This is a genomic window from Nocardia bovistercoris (genome assembly GCF_015674855.1).
Lineage (GTDB): Bacteria > Actinomycetota > Actinomycetes > Mycobacteriales > Mycobacteriaceae > Nocardia > Nocardia bovistercoris.
In genome coordinates this window covers 430902-453439 of record NZ_JADMLG010000005.1, presented here as the reverse complement: position 1 = coordinate 453439, position 22538 = coordinate 430902, and the positions used below count along the sequence as shown (strand labels likewise).

The 22538-nt window shown below is 68.8% G+C and carries 17 protein-coding genes, 1 tRNA gene and 1 pseudogene; 9 read left to right on the top strand and 10 right to left on the bottom strand.

The features are described 5' to 3' along the window. Window positions 1-20 precede the first annotated feature (20 nt). Genes IT779_RS15505 through IT779_RS15495 form a run of 3 tightly spaced genes read right to left on the bottom strand, consistent with a single transcriptional unit; the run spans window position 21 to window position 4351 of the window. A complete protein-coding gene (locus IT779_RS15505) occupies window positions 21-2594 on the bottom strand; it encodes a type IV secretory system conjugative DNA transfer family protein (protein WP_196149997.1) in 2574 nt (857 codons plus the stop codon). Then, window positions 2591-3607, bottom strand: coding sequence for a TRM11 family SAM-dependent methyltransferase (locus tag IT779_RS15500; protein ID WP_196149996.1), 1017 nt, complete (start codon window positions 3605-3607; stop codon window positions 2591-2593). Before IT779_RS15500 ends, IT779_RS15505 begins: the two co-directional genes overlap by 4 nt. A gap of 51 nt (window positions 3608-3658) precedes the next feature. After that, window positions 3659-4351 carry a hypothetical protein gene (locus tag IT779_RS15495; protein WP_196149995.1) on the bottom strand — a complete coding sequence of 231 codons (693 nt, stop codon included), beginning with the start codon at window positions 4349-4351 and terminating at the stop codon, window positions 3659-3661. Between the two features lie 478 nt (window positions 4352-4829). Here IT779_RS15495 and IT779_RS15490 point away from each other — a divergent pair, with 478 nt between their 5' ends. From IT779_RS15490 to IT779_RS39065, 6 genes and pseudogenes are all read left to right on the top strand, one after another. Beyond that, window positions 4830-5672 (top strand): hypothetical protein, encoded by an 843-nt coding sequence (locus tag IT779_RS15490; protein ID WP_196149994.1) that lies wholly within the window; start codon window positions 4830-4832, stop codon window positions 5670-5672. Further along, window positions 5669-6082, top strand: coding sequence for a pilin (locus tag IT779_RS15485; protein ID WP_196149993.1), 414 nt, complete (start codon window positions 5669-5671; stop codon window positions 6080-6082). The genes IT779_RS15490 and IT779_RS15485 overlap by 4 nt, the downstream gene beginning before the upstream one ends. Window positions 6083-6085: 3 nt before the next feature. After that, on the top strand, window positions 6086-7924 hold the full coding sequence (locus tag IT779_RS15480) for a hypothetical protein (RefSeq protein WP_196149992.1): 1839 nt from the start codon (window positions 6086-6088) through the stop codon (window positions 7922-7924). Then, on the top strand, window positions 7921-10893 hold the full coding sequence (locus tag IT779_RS38525; protein WP_196149991.1) for a PrgI family protein: 2973 nt from the start codon (window positions 7921-7923) through the stop codon (window positions 10891-10893). The genes IT779_RS15480 and IT779_RS38525 overlap by 4 nt, the downstream gene beginning before the upstream one ends. 363 nt (window positions 10894-11256) lie before the next feature. Beyond that, complete coding sequence (locus IT779_RS15470; RefSeq protein ID WP_196149990.1) at window positions 11257-11562, top strand: hypothetical protein; 306 nt, start codon at window positions 11257-11259, stop codon at window positions 11560-11562. Between the two features lie 2 nt (window positions 11563-11564). Further along, a pseudogene (locus tag IT779_RS39065) lies at window positions 11565-12569 on the top strand (recombinase family protein); the annotation flags it as partial. Here IT779_RS39065 and IT779_RS15460 read toward each other — a convergent pair. The 5 genes from IT779_RS15460 to IT779_RS15440 all read right to left on the bottom strand — a co-directional run bounded on the left by IT779_RS15460 (window position 12555) and on the right by IT779_RS15440 (window position 16456). Next, window positions 12555-12920, bottom strand: coding sequence for a hypothetical protein (locus tag IT779_RS15460; protein ID WP_196149989.1), 366 nt, complete (start codon window positions 12918-12920; stop codon window positions 12555-12557). The pseudogene IT779_RS39065 and the gene IT779_RS15460 sit on opposite strands and share 15 nt — an antisense overlap. Continuing rightward, the gene (locus IT779_RS15455) at window positions 12921-13094 is read right to left on the bottom strand and encodes a hypothetical protein (protein ID WP_196149988.1); all 174 of its coding nucleotides are present in this window, start codon (window positions 13092-13094) and stop codon (window positions 12921-12923) included. A 392-nt stretch (window positions 13095-13486) separates the two neighbouring features. Beyond that, a tRNA-Arg gene (locus IT779_RS15450) sits at window positions 13487-13562 on the bottom strand. Between the two features lie 103 nt (window positions 13563-13665). Further along, entirely contained in the window at window positions 13666-15132 is a 1467-nt protein-coding gene (locus tag IT779_RS15445) for a flavin-containing monooxygenase (protein WP_196149987.1), read from the bottom strand. A gap of 181 nt (window positions 15133-15313) precedes the next feature. Continuing rightward, window positions 15314-16456, bottom strand: coding sequence for an acyl-CoA dehydrogenase family protein (locus IT779_RS15440; protein WP_196149986.1), 1143 nt, complete (start codon window positions 16454-16456; stop codon window positions 15314-15316). A gap of 364 nt (window positions 16457-16820) precedes the next feature. Between IT779_RS15440 and IT779_RS15435 the strand changes: the two genes are divergently transcribed. Beyond that, the gene (locus IT779_RS15435; protein ID WP_196149985.1) at window positions 16821-18467 is read left to right on the top strand and encodes a long-chain fatty acid--CoA ligase; all 1647 of its coding nucleotides are present in this window, start codon (window positions 16821-16823) and stop codon (window positions 18465-18467) included. 77 nt (window positions 18468-18544) lie between these two features. Here the strand turns inward: IT779_RS15435 and IT779_RS15430 are convergent, their stop codons facing one another. Both IT779_RS15430 and IT779_RS15425 read right to left on the bottom strand, forming a co-directional pair. Then, on the bottom strand, window positions 18545-18937 hold the full coding sequence (locus IT779_RS15430; protein ID WP_196149984.1) for an SCO5389 family protein: 393 nt from the start codon (window positions 18935-18937) through the stop codon (window positions 18545-18547). A gap of 52 nt (window positions 18938-18989) precedes the next feature. Continuing rightward, on the bottom strand, window positions 18990-20069 hold the full coding sequence (locus tag IT779_RS15425) for a nitronate monooxygenase (RefSeq protein ID WP_196149983.1): 1080 nt from the start codon (window positions 20067-20069) through the stop codon (window positions 18990-18992). A 353-nt stretch (window positions 20070-20422) separates the two neighbouring features. On the opposite strand from IT779_RS15425, the gene IT779_RS15420 reads away from it, so the two are divergent. Both IT779_RS15420 and IT779_RS38795 read left to right on the top strand, forming a co-directional pair. After that, entirely contained in the window at window positions 20423-21265 is an 843-nt protein-coding gene (locus tag IT779_RS15420; protein WP_196149982.1) for a M23 family metallopeptidase, read from the top strand. A gap of 145 nt (window positions 21266-21410) precedes the next feature. Beyond that, window positions 21411-22394, top strand: coding sequence for a LuxR C-terminal-related transcriptional regulator (locus IT779_RS38795; RefSeq protein ID WP_196149981.1), 984 nt, complete (start codon window positions 21411-21413; stop codon window positions 22392-22394). The last annotated feature ends 144 nt before the right edge of the window (window positions 22395-22538 follow it).

Below are 22538 nucleotides of genomic sequence, written 5' to 3'. Positions count from 1 at the left end.
CCGGGCAGGACGATCGATCATCAACGCGGAAGAGCCTTTCTCGAGGACTTCGACACCGGCGGGGGCTGGACCCGGCGTGGGTCGCGTCGGGTAGCGGTCCCGCCGTCGCTCTCGACGGCCACAGCACCGGAGGCTTGGACGTCGCTGGTGGTGAGGCGGGTGCGGGCGGCGGCGGCGATCTCACGGGCACGCCCCGGTGTCGGTGGGGGTAGGGGGCGGGTGGTGAGGGTGAACGGGCGTGCGTTCTGCCCGTCCACGAGTAGGCGGGCGGCGGCGTGGTAGGCGTCGAGGTGGGACAGGTCGTGTTCGGACAGCCACGGGTCGGTGTGGCGGGCGAGATCGCGTGCGTCGTCGGGTGATACGGCGAAGATGACCTTGTTGCGGGCATTCGCCGAGATCCCGTCCCGCAGCTCGCGGGAGAGTTGCCCGAGGTTCTGGTGCGCGAGCAGCAGGGAGAGTCGGAGTCCGCGGGCTTCGGCGAGCATGTCCTCGACCGGGGTGGACAGGTTCAAGAAGTTCTGTGCCTCGTCCAGGACGAGGGCGGCGTCGGGCCGCTCGGCGGCGGGGATGCGGGCGCGCGCGGTCACCGCCTGCCAGGTCCGGGCCACCAGCAGTGACCCGACGAGGCGGCTGGTCTCTTCTCCGAGTGAGCCTTTCGGGAGGCGTGCGAGGCAGATGCCGCCGTTGTCGAGGACGTCGGCGAACTCGACGGTGGAGGGGCCGCCAGCGATGGCGGCCTTGACGAACGGCCGGAGCAGGAACGCCCGGAGTTTGTTGAGCAGGGGGCCGGTGAGTTGGGCGCGGCCGGTGTCGCTCAATGTCTCGTAGGAGTCCCAGAATTGGCGCAGCAGCGGGTCGGGTGTTGTGCGGGTGACGCGGTGGCGGTAGGCGGGTTCGGTGAGCAGGCGGGGTAGGTCGGCCAGGGTGGGGGTGCCGGGTTGAGCGCAGAGGGTGAGCAGGCTCGCGCGCATGATGTCGTCGGTACGCGGCCCCCACCATTGGGAGTAGATGCGATGGAACACGGTCACGAGGTTGTCCACCGCGAGGTCCGAGCCCGCCTTGCCGGTGCGGGCGATGTCGAGAGGGTTCACGCACGGGGGCGGGTTCCCGGAGTCGGCGTCGAAGAGCACGACCCGGTCCCCGAACCGGCGCGGTAGGCGCGAGAGGACGTCGGTGACGAGGTCGCCCTTGGGGTCGATCACGATCACCCCGCGTCCGGCCTCGGCGTCATCGAGGATGACCCGCGCCAACAGCGTCGACTTCCCGACGCCGGTGGGGCCGAGGATGTGCAGGTGGTGTCGGGCGTCGGAGACCTTCACCGCCACGGGCCGTCGACTCGCGGTATCGGCCACCCCGAGCGGCTTGGTATGCGGTCCGCCGGTGGGGATCTGGGGTGCCGGGGACAGCGCCCGTGCTCCCGCCCGGTGCAGTCCGGGCAAGCCGTCATCGGTGGGCAGGTGGGCGATGGCGGCGAGTTCGGGGACCGAGAGCACGTCCCCGCGCCCGAGGTAGCGCTTTTCCAACAATCGGCCCAATCGGATTCGGTGGACTCGGCGGTAGTAGTTGTGGTCGGTGCAGGCCCCGAACACCGTCGCGAGGGCATCCGCGCGGCCTCGCGCCACCGCCCGCGCCGCACCAGAAGTCGGGAGGGTGTCGGAGATCGGGACGGTGACCGCGTAGCGCACGACGGTCTCCCAGTGCGGGCCACGCGCTTTCACCGCCGCGCCCCGCGCGGCGGCGGTGACCTCCATGACGGCTTGCCGGTCACCGCCCCGCACCCCCGTCGCGGCGGGGGTGCGCGCGGAGGTGCGGTGGAGCGGGCCGGGGGCGAGCAGGTCCAGCAGATCACGCAACACCCCGACCACGAACCCGGTTCCCGTGCCGGTGGTCGCGGCGCGGCGGGTGGCGCGAGCGACGCGGCGACCGGTGACTGGGCGGGCCAGGATCTGCACGCAGGCGGCCTGGCCCGGGGCGAGGTCGTCGGCGGCGGTGATCAGGTCCCGCACCAACTCGCCGCTGTAGTCGGTGCGCAACGGGAGGCCCTCGCGGCGCCCCAACCTCAACTCACCCCCGACCACCACCCGACGCACACCCTCCCCAGCGGCGGGCAGCGGTGGCCGTGCGGTGCCGGTCGTGTCGGTGTGCGCGCCGCGCCACGCCGAGGCGACCGCGCGTTCGACCAACCCGGTCGGCACGGAGCCGGGGACCCAGAGTCGGATCGCGGCTCCCGCCTCGGGGGTGACCGTGTATTCGAATCCGAGGTGTGGTTGTCCGAGCAGGGCGCGTTTCCAGGCGGGGCGGAGTTGGCCGATCAGGTGTGCCCAGAACGCGAGCGCGCCCTTGGGGTCGACCTCGGGCGGAGTCAACACCGTGACCTGCCTGGCGTCGGCACGCAGCCGGGCTCGCCGCAGGCGCCCGAGGGCGTAGGCCGCGGCGAGTACCCCGGCCACACCGACCAGCACCAGCACCGCCGCCGGGGACAGCGCGGCGTGCTCGATCGTGGTGACCACTTCGCGCAACGTCGTGCCGGGGTCGAGCAGGAACCGACCCAACCAACCGGATTCGGGACTCGCGAGAACGATGGGGGTGTTCACGCGGCGACCTCCCCGGCAGCCGTGGTGCTGGTGCCCCAGAACGGGGCCGCCCCGTACTGGAGCGCCGTGCGTGCGGCGGGAGGCTCGCTCGAGGCGGAACTTTCGGGTTTTCTGAGGACGATCACGTCCTCGTGCGCGATCAGATGCATCGGCAACCCGGCCGCGCGTTGTTTGGTGATGAAGTCGCGTTGGAAGAAACTGCTGCGCGCCACCAGGTCGCCGTCGCCGAGGCGACCGATCAGCGCGACGCACCGCTCGACCGGCACGAGCCCGGCCAGGGTGGCGCAGGTGATCAAATGCGCGGGCAGGTTCACCAACTCGGCGTGTTGTCGCCACGGGCGCGCGGTGATCACCACATACCCGCCGGGAGCGAGGTAGTCGGCGGCACCGGTCAGCACGCGCGTGAAACCCGACAGGAGTCGGCCGAGGCCGACGTTGGCGAGGTTCCCCCGATCCAGACTCGCGCCGTAGCGGTGATCGAACTTCTCGACCGGCCGCCCGCCACCGACCCGGACCCGGCCGTGGACCGAATCGCCGTAGGGCGGGGAGGTGACCACCAGATCCACCTGCCCCCGCAACTCGGGCGGGACCAAGGCGGGCAGTTTGCGGGCATCGCCGCAGTACACGGCGGCCTCGAGATCGATACCCGCCTCACGGGCCACGCCGATGTTGGCGCGCGCGATCTCGGCCCACCGGGTCTCGTATTCGACACCGACCGCACGCCGCCCCAGATGGAGGGCTTCCACGAGGGTGGTGCCGATCCCGCACATCGGGTCTAACACGAGATCACCGGGTCGGGTGTAGACGTCGATGGCGTGTGCCACGATCGCGGGCAGCATCTTGGCCGGATGCGCGGCGCTGTCGGGGTGATAGCGGCCCTTACGCTGCGTCGCGGGGGTGGCTTGGGCTGTCGCCCACACCGACACCGGTATCGGCGGCGACACGGGCGCTGTCGCGGTGTCGGAGTCGACGGTGCTGGTGTCGGGGGTTGTGGTGGCGGGTTCGAGAGCCAAAGAAGGTCCTTCGTCGGTGGGAACGGACGGGAATGGGCCAGCGGTCACGGGTCAGTCCTGGGTGGTGTGTGGAAGCAAGAACGCGAACACGTCGATGTGGGCCACGACGTGGCGAGCCGGGCCGTCGGGTGGGTCGGCCGACGCGGTGCGGGTGATCGTGTCCTCGGTGACGGGCGCGGCGATCACGTGTTGGAGGTAGAGCAGATCGGCGGCCTGGGCGGCGGCCACGACGGGACCGGCCGGGTCGAGTAGCACCCCGGTCCGGCTGTGTCGGCAGCGCCCGAGCACCACCAACACCCCACCGACCGCCAACCGCGACACCGCCTGCGAGACGGTGTGTTCGGCGGTGGTGACCGGGTCGAGGTGATCGGCCAGCAAACTCACCACGACGAGATCGACCGACCCCGCCCCCACGGGACCGGCACCAGGGGCGGTGCCGGTGTGGGGGGCGGGGTCGGTCGGGTGGCCGAGGGACTCGATGAGGGTGTAGGCGGCGGTGGTGTCGGCGTGGACCGCGCGCAGCTCCCCGCGCGTGGCCGGTGCGTGCCGGTTAAGCAGCGACACTCGTCCGCCGGGTGGGCAGAACTCTTCCACGGCGCGGGTCAGGATCGGTGCCGGCCAGCGGTGGCCGGGGTCGAGGGGATCGGGTCCGGTGGGCCACAGAGTCGAGGGAATCGCCACCACCTCGCCCGTGGGCCGGGCGGCGGTGTTGCGGGTAGGACGTGTGCGGGGTTTCGCGGTCATAAGCGCGGTGTGCTCCAAACGGGTGGGAGGAAAAGTCCTTCTACTTATCTACAACCGGTCGAAACGCGTTTTCGGGACACCGCTAACCGAAATTTTTTCCAGAAATCTTTTCGAGCGGGAATCGGTCATGTGGCGACCGTCCCTTGTGGTGAGGAGGGTGTCGGCCGAAGAAATTGATTTTCGAGAATTTTCGAGGGATCGCGAATTATTCGCCGTCGGCGCTTCGGCGAATATCTGAAACATATCCACTTCATATCTTGGTCGGTGTGCGGCGTGATCAGTGCTGATAGGAGCGAGTCCGTCCGGTGCGCCTCGATTATTGCCGAGTGATTGCCGCCAGTGTAATTATATGAAATAGATATGCTTTAGATGTCGTTTGGATGTGTTTCGGGTGTGATGTGGATGTGTTTCGGATATCGGTGTTCGGTCTCCTTGCCGCGTAGGAATGTTTCGTGTTTCCACCGAACAGGAGCTGATGGTGACGAATTCGGAGTTCGTGAATTCTGTGGGGGCGATCGGTAGAAGGCACTCGCCGTTGCGGGTGGTGTCGGCCGAGTTCGAGCGGATCGCCGCGCGGCGGTTGCCCGCCGATTCGCCCCCGGTGCCGGGGCCGTGGGGGATGCGGGTCGAATCGTGGGAGGCGGTGCGCGGCTTGTTGCGGGATCCGTGTCTGTCGTTCGAGGTGGTCGACGCGATCTGGGTGTGGCTGATCGAACGCTCGCGGGCCGTGGGTGGGGACGCGACGGTGGTGTGCGCGAGTCTGGCCGAGCCGATGCTCGCGCGGGTGGTCGGGTTCTTCGCCCCACCGGGCAGTCGTCATCGCGAGGACTTCGAGTCCGAGGTGCTGACCGGCTTCCTCACCCATCTCGCCTCGGTCGAGCTGGATCGCCCGGCGGTGTGGCTACGACTACGGTGGGCGGCCTACCGCGCCGGACTCCAGACGGCGAAGGAGCAGCAAACGCACCCGGTACCGGCCGGCGACCTCGGTGCCGATCTCGACCCGGCCACCGAGGATCGACTCCTGGTATCCCGGTCGGGCCACCCGGAATCGGTGTTGGCCGAGGCGGTCGCCGACGGGGTGATCAGTGCCGAGGCCGCGGAGTTGATCACGGTCTCGCGGTGGGAACACCGCACGCTGACCTCGCTGGCCGCCGAGCACGGGCAGTCGGTGTACAAGCTGCGCAAACAACGCCGACGCGCCGAATCCCGACTCCTGACCTGGCTGACCGACCCGCCACCGGATCGCACGCATCGGCGAAGGACACCACCGGTCGCACCCCGCCGCCAAGCCACCACTCACACGGAGGTGACTGCGGCATGAACCGACTCCTCGCACCCTCACCGGCACACACACCCGCACTCCGCCCCGGTCACCGCCACCCGCACCGACGGTGGGCGAGACTGTTCGCGACCGCTTGGGTCCTGCTCGCCGTCCTGGCGCTGACCGCTGGTTCCGCCTCGGCCGCGCCACCACCCGGCCCGTCGGTGTTGGCGCTGGCGTCGTCGCTGGAGCAGGTGCTCGACAACCTGCGCAACTGGTTGATCGGGATCCTGGCCGGGTTGGCGACGGTCTGTTTGACCGTGGCCGGTGCCCGCTACCTCATCGGTGGCGGTGATCCGGCCGAGATGGAGAAGGCCAAGACCGCGCTGCGCGCGGCCTGCGTCGGCTACGCCCTGGCGATGCTGGCCCCGGTCGTGGTCGCCGTGCTCAAGTCGATCGTCGGAGCGTAGAAGGTGAGCGCCCCGAAAACGGCCCGCATGTCCCGCGCGGTGCTCGTGGCGCTGGCGGTGGCGTTGATCGTGGTCACCGGCACGGTCAGCGCGACCGCGCAACCAGCCACCCCACCCGCGCCGGTGCCCCCGACCGCGACGACCCCCGCACCCACCACTCCCACACCGGCACCGTCCTCGACGGTGCCGCCGTCGCGGTGGGTCACACCACCATCCACGACCCCGCCCGCACCGACGCCCGGTGGCAGTGGTCCAGGCTCGACCGTCCCGGCCCCGGCGGACTCGTCGGGGCCGGGGGCGCCCGAGTGCGGGGTGAGCGACATCTCCGGGTGCGTGGCGAAGGCGATCGACGGGTTCTTCCAACGCCTGGTCGAAACCTCGCTGAACCCGCTGCTGGACCTACTCGGCCACACCCTGCTCACCACCCCCGAGCCCGGCGAGCTGCCCCACGTCGGGGCGTTGTGGAGCCAGTCGTGGCAGATCGTGGTCGCGCTCTATGGGCTGTTGGTCATGGCGGCCGGGGTGTTGTTGATGGTGCGCGAGGCCCTGCAAACCCGGTGGAGTCTGCGTGAGTTGGGTCCTCGGTTGGTGGTCGGGTTCCTGGCGGGCGCGATGAGCATGGTGATCGCGACCACCGCGATCGGCTTCGCCAACGCCCTCGCTCGCGCGTTGGCCGGTGAGGGGGTCGATGCCGGCACCGCCGCCGAGGCGTTGAACGCGTTGCCCGGTGCCGGGGGCCAGACGGGGATCTTCGCCTTGTTGTTGATGGTGGCGTTGGTGGTGATGCTGGTTGTGCTGCTGGTCTCGTATGTGGTGCGGGTCGCGGTCACCGTCATCCTGATCGTCGCCGCCCCCCTGGCGTTGATGTGCCACGCCCTGCCGGGGTTGGACGGGATCGCGCGGTGGTGGTGGCGCTCGTTCACCGCCTGCCTGGCGATCCAGGTCGCGCAATCGCTGATCCTGGTCACCGTCCTGCGGGTGTTCCTGACCCCGGGTGGGTGGGAGTTCTTCGGCCCCAACGCCGGCGGACTCGTGGATCTGATCGTCGCCCTCGCCCTGATGGGGGTGTTGATCAAGACCCCGTTCTGGCTGCTGTCGGTCCTGCGCATCGGCCAAGGCCGCAGCTTCGTCGGCTCTCTCGCGCGCGGTTACGCCACCTACCGAATCTTCGGGCTCCTCAAAGGCGGCAACGGTGGGGTGGCACCAGCGGCACGTCGGCCACGCGGACCACGCGCCCCCACAGCCGCCTCCGGGTCGGTGGACCCGTACGCGCGGGTCCGGGCGACCCGAGACGGGCAACTCATGCTGCCCCTGCAAGGAGTCCGCCGGGTCCGGCGCACCCCGAACCTGACCCCGCCCATACAACCGGGCACCCGCGATGGTGCCCCGAATCGCCCGAGGCGCGCACCGCGCGGCAGGCAGCTCGCGTTCGACTTCACCCCACCCGACCCCTACCGAGGCGTACGCGCCGGACGCGACGGCCAATACCCACTCCCGATCCCGGTACGCCGGGTTCGGCCCACACCCGCGCCGCCGCCCGAATCGCCCCGCCCATCGACAGGGACGCCGCCGGGCTCGCGGCGCCGTCGCCCCGAGCAACTCGCCCTCGATTTCACGCCCCCGACACCGGTCGACCCGTACGCGCGTGTGCGCCAAAACCGGACCGGGCAGTACCCGCTGCCGTTCCCGGTCACCCGGGTCACACCCACCCCGCCACCGCCCACGCCACCCCAACCACCCGCGCCCGTGCGCCCGACCGGGCGGCAGCTGCATCTACCGCTGCCGGATCTGCCGGTGCGTCGCCGTGCGCCCCGTAAGCCTCGAGGAGGACACCTGCGATGACCACCACCACAAGGTCGGTGCGGATTCCCGCCGACATCGAACGCGGCGACCGCCTCCTCGGACCGTTCACCGCCCGCCAACTCGCCGTCCTCGCCGTCACAGCACTCGCCCTGTACACGCTCTGGGGCGCGACCAGAACGGTGCTCGCGCCCGTGGTGTTCCTGGCCGCCGCCATCCCGATCGCGGTCGTGGTCACCGTGGCGGTCCTCACCCGCCGCGACGGCCTGCCCGCCGACCTGCTGCTGGTCGCCGCGATCCGGCACCGGCTGCGCGCCCGACACCTCGTGCGCGCCCGCGGCGAGGGCGTGCTCGCGGCGCCGCCGTGGATCACCGACCGCGCCACCCGAACCCGGCCGCGCCCACCGAACTCGACCCGGCTGTCGGCGCGGGAGTTGCGGCTCCCGGGGGCGGTGACCGAGGGCGCGGGCGGGGTCGGGGTGATCGACCTCGGCGGCGACGGATTGGCGGTGGTCGCGGTCGCGGGCACCCTCAACCTCGCCCTACGCACCCCCACCGAGCAGGACGGGCTCGTCGCCCAACTCGCCGGCTGGCTACACACCCTGCGCCAACCCGTGCAGATCCTCATCCGCTCGGCCCGCCTCGACCTCACCACCCACATATCGGGCCTGCGTTCGACCGCCGGGCGGATGCTCCCCGAACTAGCCGCCGCCGCCCACGATCACGCCACCCACCTCGCCCAGTTGGCGGCCGACGAGTACCTGACCCGCCGTCAGGTACTGCTGATCTGGCGAGAACCCCTCGACCAACCCGCCACAACCACGCGCGGGGTGCGATCGCCCAGGCGCGCCCGGGCGCGACGCGAACTCTCGGCTGCCGCCCGGCGCGCCGCCGAGGCCCGGTTGCTGCGGCGGATGCACGAGGCCGCCGACGTCCTCGCGCCACTCGGGATTACCGTCACCGCCCTCGACGACCTCGAGGCCACCACCGTCCTCGCTGGGTGCGCCAACCCCGACACCCTCGTCTCGCCCGCCGCCGACACCACCGCACCGGACGCGGTCGTCACCACGGGGACCGCCCCGGGCGTCGATGTCGCGGACCCGTTCGCCCCCGAGAACGGGTTCGCTCCGGACTCGGTCACCATCGGCACTCGCCACCTCGAGATCGGCTCCGACCACGTGGCGACGCTGGCGGTCACCGGCTACCCCCGGGAAGTCACCGCCGGATGGCTCGCACCCCTGCTCTCACACCCCGGCCGAGTGGAGGTCGCGGTACACATCGACCCCGTCGACCCCGCCACCGCCGCCACCCGACTACGCAACCAACTCGCCCGCTTGGAGTCCTCGCGGATGCACGACGCCCACCGAGGACGCTTGGCCGACCCGCAGGTCGAGGTCGCCGCCGAAGACGCCGCCGACCTCTCCGCGCGCCTCGCCCGCGCCGAGGCCCGCCTGTTCCGCGTCGGGATCTACCTCACCGTCCACGCCGACACCGAGCCCGACCTCGCCGACGAACTCGCCGCGGTCCGCGCGCTGGCCGCGAGCCTGCTCATCGACACCTGCACCCTGGCCTACCGCGCCGCCCACGCCTGGGCCACCACCCTGCCCCTCGGCCTCGACCTCATCCGGGTGCGGCGGACTTTCGACACCGCCGCCCTCGCCGCGGCGTTCCCCTTCGACTCACCCCAACTACCCGCCGTCGACCCCGTCCGCGCGACCAGCCCCGAAGGGGTGCTCTACGGCCGCGACGCCGGCGGCGGACTGTTGTTCGTGGATCGCTTCGCTCCCGAGGCCCACAACCACAACATGGTCGTCCTCGGCCGCAGCGGGGCGGGCAAGTCGTATCTGGTCAAGACCGAGATCCTGCGCTCGCTCTACCGAGGTATCGAGCAGGTGATCATCGACCCCGAAGACGAATACCGACGCCTCGCCGAAACCGTCGGCGGCACCCACCTACGCCTCGGCGCACCCGGCGTGCGCCTCAACCCCTTCGATCTGGAAATCCACGTCCACCCCGACGGGCACCGCAGCGCCCCCGCCGACGCCCTCACACGCCGGAAACTGTTCCTGCACACCCTCGTCCACGTGTTGCTCGGTGACCTGAACTCGGCGCAACGCGCCGCCCTCGACACCGCCCTCACCGCCACCTACGCGACTGTGGGGATCACCGACGACCCCGCCACCTGGACCCGCCCCGCACCGACACTGACCGCACTTCGCGAGCACCTCGAACGCCTGGATACGGTCTCCGCCGCCGAGCTGGCTGCCGCGCTGCACCCCTACGTCGGTGGCGGGGCCTACGCCGGCCTGCTCGACGGGCCGACCACCACCGACCCCCACGGCGCGCTCGTCGTGTACTCACTACGCGAAATGCCCGAAGAGTTGAAAACGATCGGGACTCTGCTGGTCCTCGACGCGACCGGGCGGCGAGTGTCCAACCCGAGCGATCGGCGGGCTCGGATGGTCACCGTGGACGAGGCGTGGCTGCTCATGCGCCAACCCGCCGGGGCCGGGTTCCTGTTCCGCGCGGCGAAGAGCTTCCGCAAACACTGGGCCGGGTTGACGATCGCGACCCAGGACGCCGCCGACGTGCTGTCCACCGAGTTGGGGCGCGCGATCGTGTCCAACGCCGCGACCCAGATCCTCTTACGCCAAGCCCCGCAAGCCATCGACGAAGTCGCGAGCGCGTTCCGGCTCTCCGCGGGCGAACAACAATTCCTCCTCGCCGCCCCACGCGGCAGCGGCCTGCTCGCGATCGGCGGCACCGACCGGGCGGTGTTCGGGTCACTGGCCTCACCGGCCGAGGACGCGGTGATCACGAGCAACCCCCACGAACTCGCGGGCTTCGGTGATCACGGCGGCAGCGACATCGACCTGGACCGGGTGCGCCCGCCGGCACCACTCACCGAACCCGATCCCGCAGGCATGGTCCCGGCGACCACGGATCTCGGCGGCGACGGCATCCACGCCGACACCGACGCCGAGGTGTTTCTCGACGGGCGAGCGGCATGACCCGGATCGATCGCGACCGGGCATGTGGCCGTTGTCCGGTCGTGTCGCGGCCCGCCCCTGTCGGCCCGTCGCGCGGGATCGGGGACCGGTGACGTGGCGGGGGTGATGTGGCCCCCCGGATCGCCCGCTGCGCGCGACCGGGGCACGGCGGGGGGTGTGGGGTCCGTTACCGGGTCGTCGGCGGCAGAAACGATGCGCGAGAAGACAGTTGACGATTCGGCGGGTGTGGAGCGTTGATAGACCCCCGGTGCCCACCGAATCCGGGCACCGGAACACGAAGGCACAGAAGAAAACCGGCGACTCGTGCCACCCGCGACACCGGGTGGCGCGGCGTAGGCCGGAAGGCAACGAGGAAGGGTGTTCATGAACGAGAAATCCCCAGCGCGGCAGGCGGTCACACCGCTACACCGCCCCGCCCGATCACAGCCGGCGAGCGCGCCGGAACCCGGTCCGGTCGCCGCGCGAGCGGGCAAGCTGACCGCCACACACCACATCCGCTACGTGAGCGGCCCCGAGGCGGACCGGATCGCCGCCCGGCAGGCGAAAGCGATAGCCGCGCTGCTGCGCTGGATGGCTACCCGCGACCGCGTACAGGCCAGCCTCGGCGTCGCGGCGGTCATCGACCTCGACGTTCCCGACAGCGACGACAGCACCGATAAGGCGGCGTGAGGATGCCCGAATACGTAGGCCCCGGCGAGGTGAGCGTGGTGCGTGCGCCGTTGCCCGGATATCTCGATTCCCCCGCCCCGGACCTGCTCGGGATCGGTGGGTCCGCGCCGGTGCCGGTCGCGGTGTTCCTGCGGACCTCGACGCGTGACTTGCAGGACCCCACGCTGTCGCTGCCGCGCCAGTTGGACAACTGCCGCAAGGTGCTGCCGGCCGGGTTCGTGATCGTGGCGTTCTTCTACGACGTCGAATCCTCGCGCAAGGACCTGGATCTGCGCGGTTTGGGCACCGCGCACGAGGCGTTCGACATCCCGATCCCCCGCGACGGTGGCCTGGCCGATCTGCTGGCCGAGGCCCGTCACCCCAACCGCCGGTTCGAGGCAGTGGTGGTGGAGGAGATCGAACGCGCCGCGCGCTGGACACACCAGTCCACCCAGCTCGAACACGAGCTGGAAACCCTGGGGGTGCCGCTGTTCGCCGCCGACGAGGGACCGATCTCGTTGTCGGAGAAACGCGCCACTCAGGTCCTGGTGCGGCGTGTGAAACAGGGTGTGGCCGAATGGTTCCTGCGTCACACCCTCGAACAGTCCTGGGACGGCTACCAGCAGCACACCAAACAGGGCTGGAACATCGGCAAACCCCTCTACGGCTACCTCAGCGAGAAGGTTCCGCACCCGGTCGCGGCCAAACGCGAAGAGGGCCGCACCAAATCCCGACTCGTCATCGACCCCGCACGCGGACCGGCGGTGGAGCGGATCTTCCAACTACGCCACGACGAACGCCTCGCCTACAAAGTGATCGCCGACCGCCTCAATCTCGACCTCGACCGCTACCCGCCCCCACAGCCCAACCGGGCCGAGCGGGCGCGGGGATGCTGGACCCGCTCATCGGTGCGCGAGATCCTGATCAACCCCAAATACACCGGCTACATGGTGTGGAACCGGCGCGCCACCAAGAAAGGCGGCAAACTCAACCCGCCCGAGAAATGGGTCTGGTCACCCCAACCCACCCACGAACCCCTCGTCTCGCGAGAGATCTTCGACGCCGTGCAAGCCAACCGCACCGAACGCCAAGGATCGCGGATGAGCGGCAAGAACCCTCATGCTCACACGATCCGTACCTACGTGCTGCGCTACCACGTCCACCACCAGCAATGCCGCAAACGGATGTTCGGCAAAACCCGCCAACAGTACGCCTACTACAGCTGCCAACCCCAACTCGACCGCGTCGGCGACCCGAAGTCCTACGCCGACCACCCCCGTACCGTCTACGTCCGCGAAGACAAGCTGCTCGACCTCGTACAGGACTTCTTCAACCAGCGGGTATTCGGTCGCGACCGCACCGTGCTGCTCCGCCACCAACTACGCGGCCAGGACTCCAGCGACCGCGACGACACCCACGCCCGGATCGCCGCCGTCGAGAAGACGATCAGCGAGATCACCCGCCGCCAGAACAACCTCCTCGATGAACGCGAATCCCGCAGCTCCACCGACGGAGACGAGATCGCGCAAGCGTGGGCCGAACGGCTGCGTCACCGCTACACCGAACTCGAACAAGACCGCCGTGCCAAGAACACCGAACTCGAGACACTGCGCGACCAAGCCGCCCGACAACAACCCGACGAACCCGACCTGATCGAAGACCTACCCCGACTCGCGCTACAACTCACCGACGCCCCCGACGCCCTACAACGAGATCTCTACGCCGCGTTCGGACTCAAAATCGTCTACGACCACAACACCAAACAAGCCGCGATCTACGCCACATTGACCACCGAAACACTCCCCGCCGCCGCACAAGCCGCCACCGCCCTGGCCCCTGCCACACCCCCCGAACCCGCCGCCGAACCACCACCAGCGACACCACGGCCCAATACACGGAACAGTGCGACAAATGGGGCAACCACCGAAAAAGTTGCCCTTGTTGTTGGTGCCCTCGGCAGGATTCGAACCTGCGACACCCGCTTTAGGAGAGCGGTGCTCTATCCCCTGAGCTACGAAGGCTGGTCTTGTGGGACGTTGGCAGTCTACCGGGTGGGGGTGGTTGGGGAGGAATCGTGGGGGCGAGGTGGGGATGGGTGCGGAGGGGAGGGAGTCGAGGAGGAGGTCAGGGGGTTGGGAGGGGTGGGGTGGGTTCGTAGTCGGTGGGGGTGAAGGTTCGGGTTTTCCAGCGGTAGAGGGCTGTGGCGCCTGGCCAGTTGTTGGTGATTCGGCCGGAGGCGTTGCGGTACCAGCTGGAGCAGAAGTTCCATGGGGTGGTTTCGAGGCGGCGTTGTAGCCAGGTGTCCCAGGATTGTTCGGTGGTGGGGTGGGGGGTCAGTGGGTGGGGGTGGGTGGATAGGTGTTGGGCGGCTTGGCGGATGTAGCGGGCTTGGGATTCGAGCATGTAGATGATGGAGCCGGAGCCTACGTTGGTGTTGGGGCCGTACATCATGAACATGTTGGGGAAGTCGGGGACTGTTATGCCCAGGTAGGCTCGGGCGCCTTCGGGGGACCAGGTGTCGGCCAGTTTGCGGGCGCCGCGGCCGTAGATGTTCATGGGGGCCAGGAATTCGGTGCCTTTGAAGCCGGTGCCGTAGATGATGACGTCGACTTCGTGGGTTACGCCGTCGGTGGTGCGGATGCCGGTGGGGGTGATGGCTTCGATGGTGGTGGTTTCGACGGTGACGTTCGGTTGGGCCAGGGCGGGGAAGTAGTCGTTGGAGAACAGGCCGCGTTTGCAGCCCGCGGCGTAGTCGGGGGTGAGTTTGGCGCGCAGGATCGGGTCGGGGACTTGCTTTTCGCGGTGGCGGTCGGCGATGGCGATGATGGGGGTTTTGATGGCGGGGATGTCGGTGAGGGCCAGGGCGAGGAATTCGAAGAGTGACCAGATGGCGAAGCGTTCGGCCAGGCGGGTGGGGGGGAGGTATTTGAACAGGGCTTTGTGGGTGGCGCTGTATTCGGTGTCGAATTTCGGGAGGACCCAGGCGGCGGAGCGTTGGAACAGGGTCAGATGGGCGACTTCGGGTTGGATGCGGGGGATGTATTGGATGGCGCTGGCGCCGGTGCCGATGCAGGCGACGCGTTTACCGGTGAGGTCGATGTCGTGGTTCCATTCGGCGGAATGGAACGCGGGGCCTTCGAAGGTGTCGATGCCGGGGAGGTTCGGCAGGGCGGGGCGGGAGAGTTGGCCTACGGCGGGGACGAGGATGTCGGCGGTGTGGGTCGCGCCGTCGGCGGTGGTGACGTGCCATTGGCCGGTTGACTCGTCGAATTCGGCGTCGGTGACTTCGACGCCGAAGCGGATGTAGCGGGTGAGGTCGTGTTTGCGGGCGACTTCGCGCATGTAGGCGTGGATGTCGGCCTGTTCCGAGAAGCGGCGTGGCCAATCGGATTTCGGTTCGTAGGACCACGAGTACAGGGGGGACGGCACGTCGCAGGCGGCGCCGGGGTAGGTGTTCTCTCGCCAGACGCCGCCGAGGTCGGTGGCCTTCTCCAGGATGGTGAAGTTGTGCAGGCCTGCTCGGGTGAGTTCGAGTGCCATGCCGAGTCCGGCGAATCCGGCGCCGATGATGAGGATGGACGGCTCTGTCATACTTCGAGCCTAAAACCTCCGACCTGCGGAATCGAGAGATCGGCGGACATCGAATCCGTATTTTCGGCCATATTGGTTGTCGGCCCCTGGCACTTTTGTCCGCCTGCCGATGGACCGCTGATCCGCGGGCCGCGCGGAAATGGGCATACGTGCGGTCCGCGCGGGGATTTGTGCAGGCCGATCAGCTCGCCGCCAACCCCCTCGCGATGACGAGGCGCTGGATCTGGTTGGTGCCTTCGAAGATCTGCATGACCTTGGCCTCGCGCATATAGCGCTCGACCGGGAAGTCCTGGGTGTAGCCGTAGCCGCCGAAGACCTGCACGGCGTCGGTGGTGACCTTCATGGCAGCGTCGGTGGCCAGCAGTTTGGCGACGCTGGCCTGGCGCGAATACGGCAGGCCCGCGTCGCGGCGGCGGGCGGCGTCGAGGTAGGTGGCGCGGGCGGAGTCCACGGCGGCGGCCATGTCGGCCAGGAAGAAGCCGAGGCCCTGGTGGTCGATGATGTGGCGGCCGAAAGCCTCGCGTTCCTTGGCGTAGGCGACGGCGTCGTCGAGGGCGCGTTGGGCCAGTCCGGTGGCGATGGCGGCGATTCCGAGGCGGCCGGAGTCCAGGGCGCTGAATGCGATGGACAGACCTTGGCCTTCGGCGCCGATGCGGCGTTCGGAGGGGACGAAGGCGCCGTCGTAGGCGGCGGTTGTGGTGGGGATGGCGCGTAGGCCCATCTTCTCTTCGGGTTTGCCGAAGCTCAGGCCTTCGGTGTCGTTGGGGACGAGGAAGCAGGAGATGCCGCGTGAACCTTCGCCGGTGCGGGCGAACAGGGTGTAGAAGTCGGCGCGGCCGCCGTTGGTGATCCATGCTTTCGAGCCGGTGACGCGGTATCCGCCGTCGACTGCTGTGGCTCGGCAGCGCAGTGCGGCGGCGTCGGAACCGGCGTGTGGTTCGGACAGGCTGTAGGCGCCGACGGTGTCGCCGGAGAGCATGTCGCCGAGCCAGCGGTCGCGCTGGGCGTCGGTGCCGTAGGCGAACAGCGGATGGCAGGACAGGCTGTGCACGCTCACCGCGACGGCGACCGCAGCCCACCGGCTCGCCAGCTCCTCGAGCACCTGGAGGTAGACCTCGTAAGGCTGTCCGCCGCCGCCGAATTCCTCGGGGTACGGCAGGCTCAGCAGTCCGGCTGCGCCGAGTGCGGGCAGGACGCCGTCGGGGTAGATCCCGGTCTTCTCGCAGTCGACGACTCGCGGTTCGAGGACCTTGTCGGCGATATCGCGAGTCAGCTCGATGAGGTCGCGTGACTCCTGTGTCGGGAGCATCCGGTCAACTGGCATACCCCTGTTGTACAGCGCTGATTCGGCTTGCGGAAGGGCGCGGGCGAGTTAATCGCCATTAACCAAGTGATTGCGATGGGGTGGTGTGATCTTCGTCGGAAAGGGTTGATCGCGGTGCGGTAGCGGGAGGGTTCGCTCGTCGGGCGCGGGTTCCGTGCGGTGGTCGGTTTCACAGCGCGGAGGTCGGAGCGCAGGTGGGACGTTCGGTTTCGCGTCGCTTTGAATGTCGGGTTCGTCCGGATGCGGTCGGGGCGTGAATGGGTCGATCGGCTGTGGGCGGGAACCGGCGGAGCATTGGCTACCGTTGGGTAGCATCCCCGATGTGACGTGGCTCATGTCGGCCACAGCGGATGAAGGAGTTCCCATGTTGAGCACCATGCAGGACGAGCCGTTGTCGCTGGCCACCCTGTTGCGTTACGCGTCCACCTTCCGCGGCGACAGCGTCGTCTCCACGTGGACCGGGACCGGCGTGCGCACGATGACCTTCCGTGAACTCGGCACGGAATCGGCTCGGCTGGCCAACGCGCTGCGCGGGCTCGGCATCGGCGTCGGCGACCGGGTCGCCACCTTCATGTGGAACAACAACGAGCACATGGTCGCCTACATCGCCGTGCCCGCCATGGGGGCGGTGCTGCACGCGCTCAATATCAGGCTCTTTCCCGAGCAACTGGTGTACGTGGCCAATCACGCCGAGGACCAGGTTGTCATCGTGGACGGCACGCTGCTGCCGATGTTCGCGCAGTACCTGCCGAATCTGAAGACGGTGCGGCACGTGATCGTCGCCAACGGGGACGCGGCGGCGCTCGAGGCGCCCGAAGGCGTTCAGGTGCACTCCTACACCGAACTGCTCGCCGCGCAGCCGGATACCTACGACTTCCCGGTGATCGACGAACGCAGCGCCGCGGCGATGTGTTACACCTCGGGCACCACCGGCGACCCGAAGGGCGTGGTGTATTCGCACCGGTCCAACTGGCTGCACGCCATGCAGGTGATCTCCCCGAACAGCATGGGGTTCACCGACTTCGACAAGGTGCTCGCCATCGTGCCGCTGTTCCACGCGAACGCCTGGGGACTGCCGTACGCGGCGCTGATGTCGGGTGCGAATGTGCTGATGCCGGACCGTTTTCTGCAGCCGGGACCGCTGCTGGAGATGATGGCCGTCGAAAAGCCGACCTTCGCGGCCGCGGTGCCGACCATCTGGGGCGGTGTGCTGGCCGGACTCGCCGCGCAGCCGCAGGACATCTCGCATCTGCGCACGGTGGTGGTCGGCGGTTCGGCGGTGCCGCCCGCGATGATGCACGCCTTCCAGGAGAAGTACGGCGTGCGCATCCTGCACGCCTGGGGCATGACCGAGACCTCGCCGCTCGGCAGCGTCTCCCATCCGCCGGTCGACGTGTCGGGTGACGAGGAATGGGCCTACCGCTACACGCAGGGGCGGTTCCCGGCGACGGTGCAGGCGCGGCTGGTGGCCGACGACGGCACGGTGGTGCCCAACGACGGGGAGTCGCTGGGGGAGTTGCAGGTTCGCGGTCCGTGGATCACCGGCTCGTACTACGCGCCGGACGGCGGCTCGGTGGATCCGGAGAAGTTCGACGACGGCTGGCTGCGCACCGGTGACGTGGGCAAGATCACCCCGAACGGGTATCTGACCCTGGTCGACCGGTCGAAGGACGTGATCAAGTCCGGCGGCGAGTGGATCTCCTCGGTCGATCTGGAGAACGCGGTGATGGGGCATCCCGCGGTGGCCGAGGCCGCGGTGATCGGCGTGCCCGACGAGAAGTGGGACGAACGGCCGCTGGTGGCCATCGTGCTGAAGGAAGGGGCCGAGCCGGGCGCGGATCAGGCGGGCGAGTTGCGCGAGTTCCTCGCCGACAAGTTCGCGAAATGGCAGCTGCCGGAACGGTGGACCTTCATCGCGGAGGTGCCGAAGACCAGCGTCGGGAAGTTCGACAAGAAGCGGTTGCGGGCCCAGTTCGCGGACGGCGACCTGGAGGTCACCACGCTGGGCTGACCGCCGGGGTGCGTGGAATCCCCTGATGCGTTACGGATTCCACGCACCGGACGGTCGACGACCGTCCTCCCGCGCGGCTAGCAGTTGCGCAGTTCCGGGTTCTGGTTGAGCAGCTGCGCCCTGGTGCCGATGAAGCGGGTGTAGGTGTCGCCGCCGACCGAGGACAGCGGGAAGGCCGCGACCCGGTGGCAGTTCTGGAAGGCGAGTTTGACGCCGAAATGCCGTTCCAGGCCGCCGCGGATGGCGTCGGACGCCATGGCGCGCAGCAGCTGGCCTCGGGCCGTCTCGTCGGGCGGGGCTACCAGGTTGTCGGCGTATTCATCGGCGCCCGAACGCAATTCGCCCGCCACTCGACTGACCACCTCCCACGCGTACGGCAGCGAGACGCGGACACATTCGACGAAGTCGGCGTCGTCGACTTCGCCTGCTTCGGCACGTTCGAGTAGTGCGGCGGGAACATCGAGGGACATGGCGCTCTCCTCCATGGGTTGGGGGTTGATGGCGATGCGATGTCATTCGATTCTAAACGAAAGTCGTTGTCAACAATCCTGGATTCGCCGCGAAAAGTGCCGCGTTCAGTGCGGTTTTCGTCTCACCGGTGAGCTTCGCCACCAGTTCGCCTGCCGGTAGCTCCGGGGCTAGCGATTGAGTCTGACCAGCCCAGAGGTTCACTTCTTCGGGATTGCCCGCGTTCCGGGCCGCAGCCCGCAGCGGTGCGGTGGCGTAGTGGATTTCCGGGTAGGCGACCGGTGCGGACGCGCTGTGGTCCACCAGGAAGCGGTTGCGCACGCCGCGTGCCCTGCGGCCGGTGAAGGCGCGGGTCAGCATGGTCGGGGTCGCGGTGCCGACGGCGGCGCGGTGCACCGGATTCGTGCCCGCCTCCCGGCAGCGCAGGAACGCGGTGCCGAGTTGGGCCGCGCTCGCGCCCGCGGCCAGCACGGCCGCGATGCCCGCGCCGGTGGTGATGCCGCCCGTCGCGACGACAGGGAGGGCGCAGGAGGACGTGAGTAATTGGAGTAGGGCGAGCAGGCCGATCGGGTCGACCTGGTCGTCGGCGACCCGATCGGTGAAGACGGCGCGGTGGCCGCCCGCCTCGGCGCCCTGCGCGACGAGTACGTCGGCGCCCGCTGCCGCCGCGATCTCGGCCTCGGCTACGCAGGTCACGGTGACCCAGACCTCGGAACCGGCCGCGTGCAGTCGCTCGGTCTCCGCCGCGGTGGGGCAGCCGAAGGTGAAGGTCGCCACGGGGACCGGGGCGGCGACGAGCAGGTCGAGTTTGGCCTGCCAGTCGTCGGTGTCGTATCTCGGGGCGCCGAGGTCGTGGGTGGCGCGGAGTTCGGTCAGGTAGTCGGAGAAGCGTTCCGGCGGGGTCGCGGGGCCGGGGACGAAGAGGTTGACGCCGAAGGCCGCGGGTGCGGCGGCCGCGTCGATGCCCGTGCGGGTGGCCTCGATCCGGGCGGCCAGGTCGGCGGCGGTGAGATAGCCCGCGGCGAGCAGGCCGAGGCCGCCCGCTTCGGCGACGGCGACGGTCAGTTCCGGGGTCGATGGGCCGCCCGCCATGGGGGCAAGGACGATCGGGACGCGCAGTTCGTCGATGATCATCAGACGAGTCTGGTCGCTCGGCCGCATCGCGCGGTCGTGACGCGTTTGCGCCGATGTCTGTCGGTGGCAGGCGCGGGGGCGTTCGGTAACGCCCGCGAACACTGATCGTTACGCGTAAAAATGCCCGCTCAGCTGCGTATTTCCAAAAAGATGGGCAACGAAGGTTGCGAAATGGTCACGACAGGGTAGAGTTCCCGTCACAGCGGATGCCGAAACGTTACAAAGTTTCGGGTTTACCGAGCGAGGTAACTGTAGCGGCTCCGTTGAGCACTGTAGGTCGGAGACCAATGTAGGTCGGACGCTAGGACGAAACATTGTCGCACCACCGGGTAGGCCCCACTTCCATCACCGTCATGGATCTCATCGGCGATCTCCATGGCGAAGGTGTCACCGTGCGGCCTACGCGGCATCGCGCGGAGTCGTCCTCAGGTGAGCGCATCAGGATGGCGGCGGGCGCCGCGGTCGCGATGGGCGCGCTGGTCGGCACCGTCTCTCAGGTCGCCCCGGCGATCGCGGCCCCGCTCACGGGTCACGACGCCGAGGATGCCGCCACGGCCGCCGAGCCGATCACCTTCCACGGCACCAACGAAGTAGCCACCCAGGCGAAGTTCGCTTCCCCTGCCGTTCAGGAAGTGTCCGCGCCCGCTCCGGTCGCCGAGGCCGCTCCGGTCGCCGCCGCTCCGGTGGCGGCGCCGTTCGGCATCAACAACCTGACGCCCGAGATCGCGGGCCCGCTGGCCCAGGTCGAAGACATTCTCAAGGGCGTGCAGCAGCAGGTCGCACCCGCGCCCGCTGCGGTCCGTCCGGTCGCGGGCGCCATCAGCTCCGGATTCGGAAGTCGTTGGGGCGAGTTCCATTACGGCCTCGACTTCGCCGACTACCTCGGCGCGCCGATCCACTCGGTCAGCAACGGCACGGTCATCGAGGCCGGGCCCGCGTCGGGATTCGGCCTGTGGGTGCGGGTATTACAGGAAGACGGCACCACCGCTGTCTACGGTCACGTCAACGACATGCTCGTCAATGTGGGCCAGAAGGTCCGCGCGGGCGATGTCATCGCCACCGTCGGCAATCGTGGGCAGTCCACCGGTCCGCATCTGCACCTGGAGATCTGGGATCAGGGCGGCAGCAAGATCGATCCGATGCCCTACCTGGCCGCCAAGGGCGTGCCGATGCACTGGGGTCCCTCCGAGCACTGAGAGTCATTGTCCGGTTTGAGCTTTCACATCTCGTACCCGGGAATATCACATGAGGGTCGCGGCACACCGGCGGTCGGATGAGTACCGCGCGGCCGAGCCCGACCACCGCAAACCGCCACGGGCGGGCGATCGTCAGGCGCGTGTCGTGACAGAACTCGGCGACATCTTCGAACCCGGAACCGCCCACGGCCGCACCTACGCCGCACTCGTCCACCATCCGCGCTCCGCACTCGCCGATATCGCGGGTTACTTGAGTATTTCAACGGAAGCGGCCGCCGAATCGCTGGAAGTACTCTGCGATCTGCAGGCCGTGATCAAACTCGAAGGTGCGGGCGGTGAACCCGTATGGGACGCCCACGCACCAGAATCGCTGTCCGAATCCGAAGCCAAGCGCAGACAGCAGGCCATCAACCAAATGCATGCCACAGCCGCGCGACTCAGTGAGACCTTCCGCTCGGTCCGGCGTTCACCCCGCTCACAGGGCGCGGTGGTCCCGGTCTTCGAGCGGCTCGAGATGCTGGCCGATTTCGAAGAGATGCAGACCGCGGCGCACGGCTGCGTGAAACTCATCGAACGCGGCCCGTTCCTCAGCGATACCGAGCGCGAACAGCGTCTTTTCCTGCTCAAACGCGCTCGTCTCGGTGACGGGATCCGATATCAGACCCTGTATCAGGACACCATCTACCAGGACGCCGAACGGCTGCGGCACGCGCTTGCCACCAATGCCAGTGGCGCACAGGCACGTACGCTGCCCGAGCCGCCGTTCAAACTCATCATCAGCGACGACGATCGCGCGAGTCTGGTGCTGCACACCGACGAACGCCGCCCCGACCCGATGGGGCTGCGGATCACCGGGTCGCCCGCGCTGCGGCTGCTCGTCAAGACCTTCGACGTGCTGTGGGCGCTGGCCGCACCCATCTCGGTGAATCCGAGCGCGGAGGAACTCGACGAACGCGACAAGGCCATCCTGACGCTGATGGGCCTCGGCGCCACCGACGACACCATCGCCCGCCGACTCGGGATGTCGCGTCGCACGGTGGTGCGCCGCACGGCCAGGCTGCTGGAGCGGCTCGGCGCGAGCACCCGTTTCCAGGCCGGTGTTCAGGCGACTCGGCGCGGCTGGCTATAACTCGGCTAACGCACTCCATACACCGTTCGGGCGGATTTCGCTCACCCGTCGCGATCGCGTTACCTGTGGTCTGATTGGGGCGCAAGCCCCGAAAATCGATACCTCTTGCTTCGTTCGACATCCCTCCGCCGTCGGGTGGTCCGG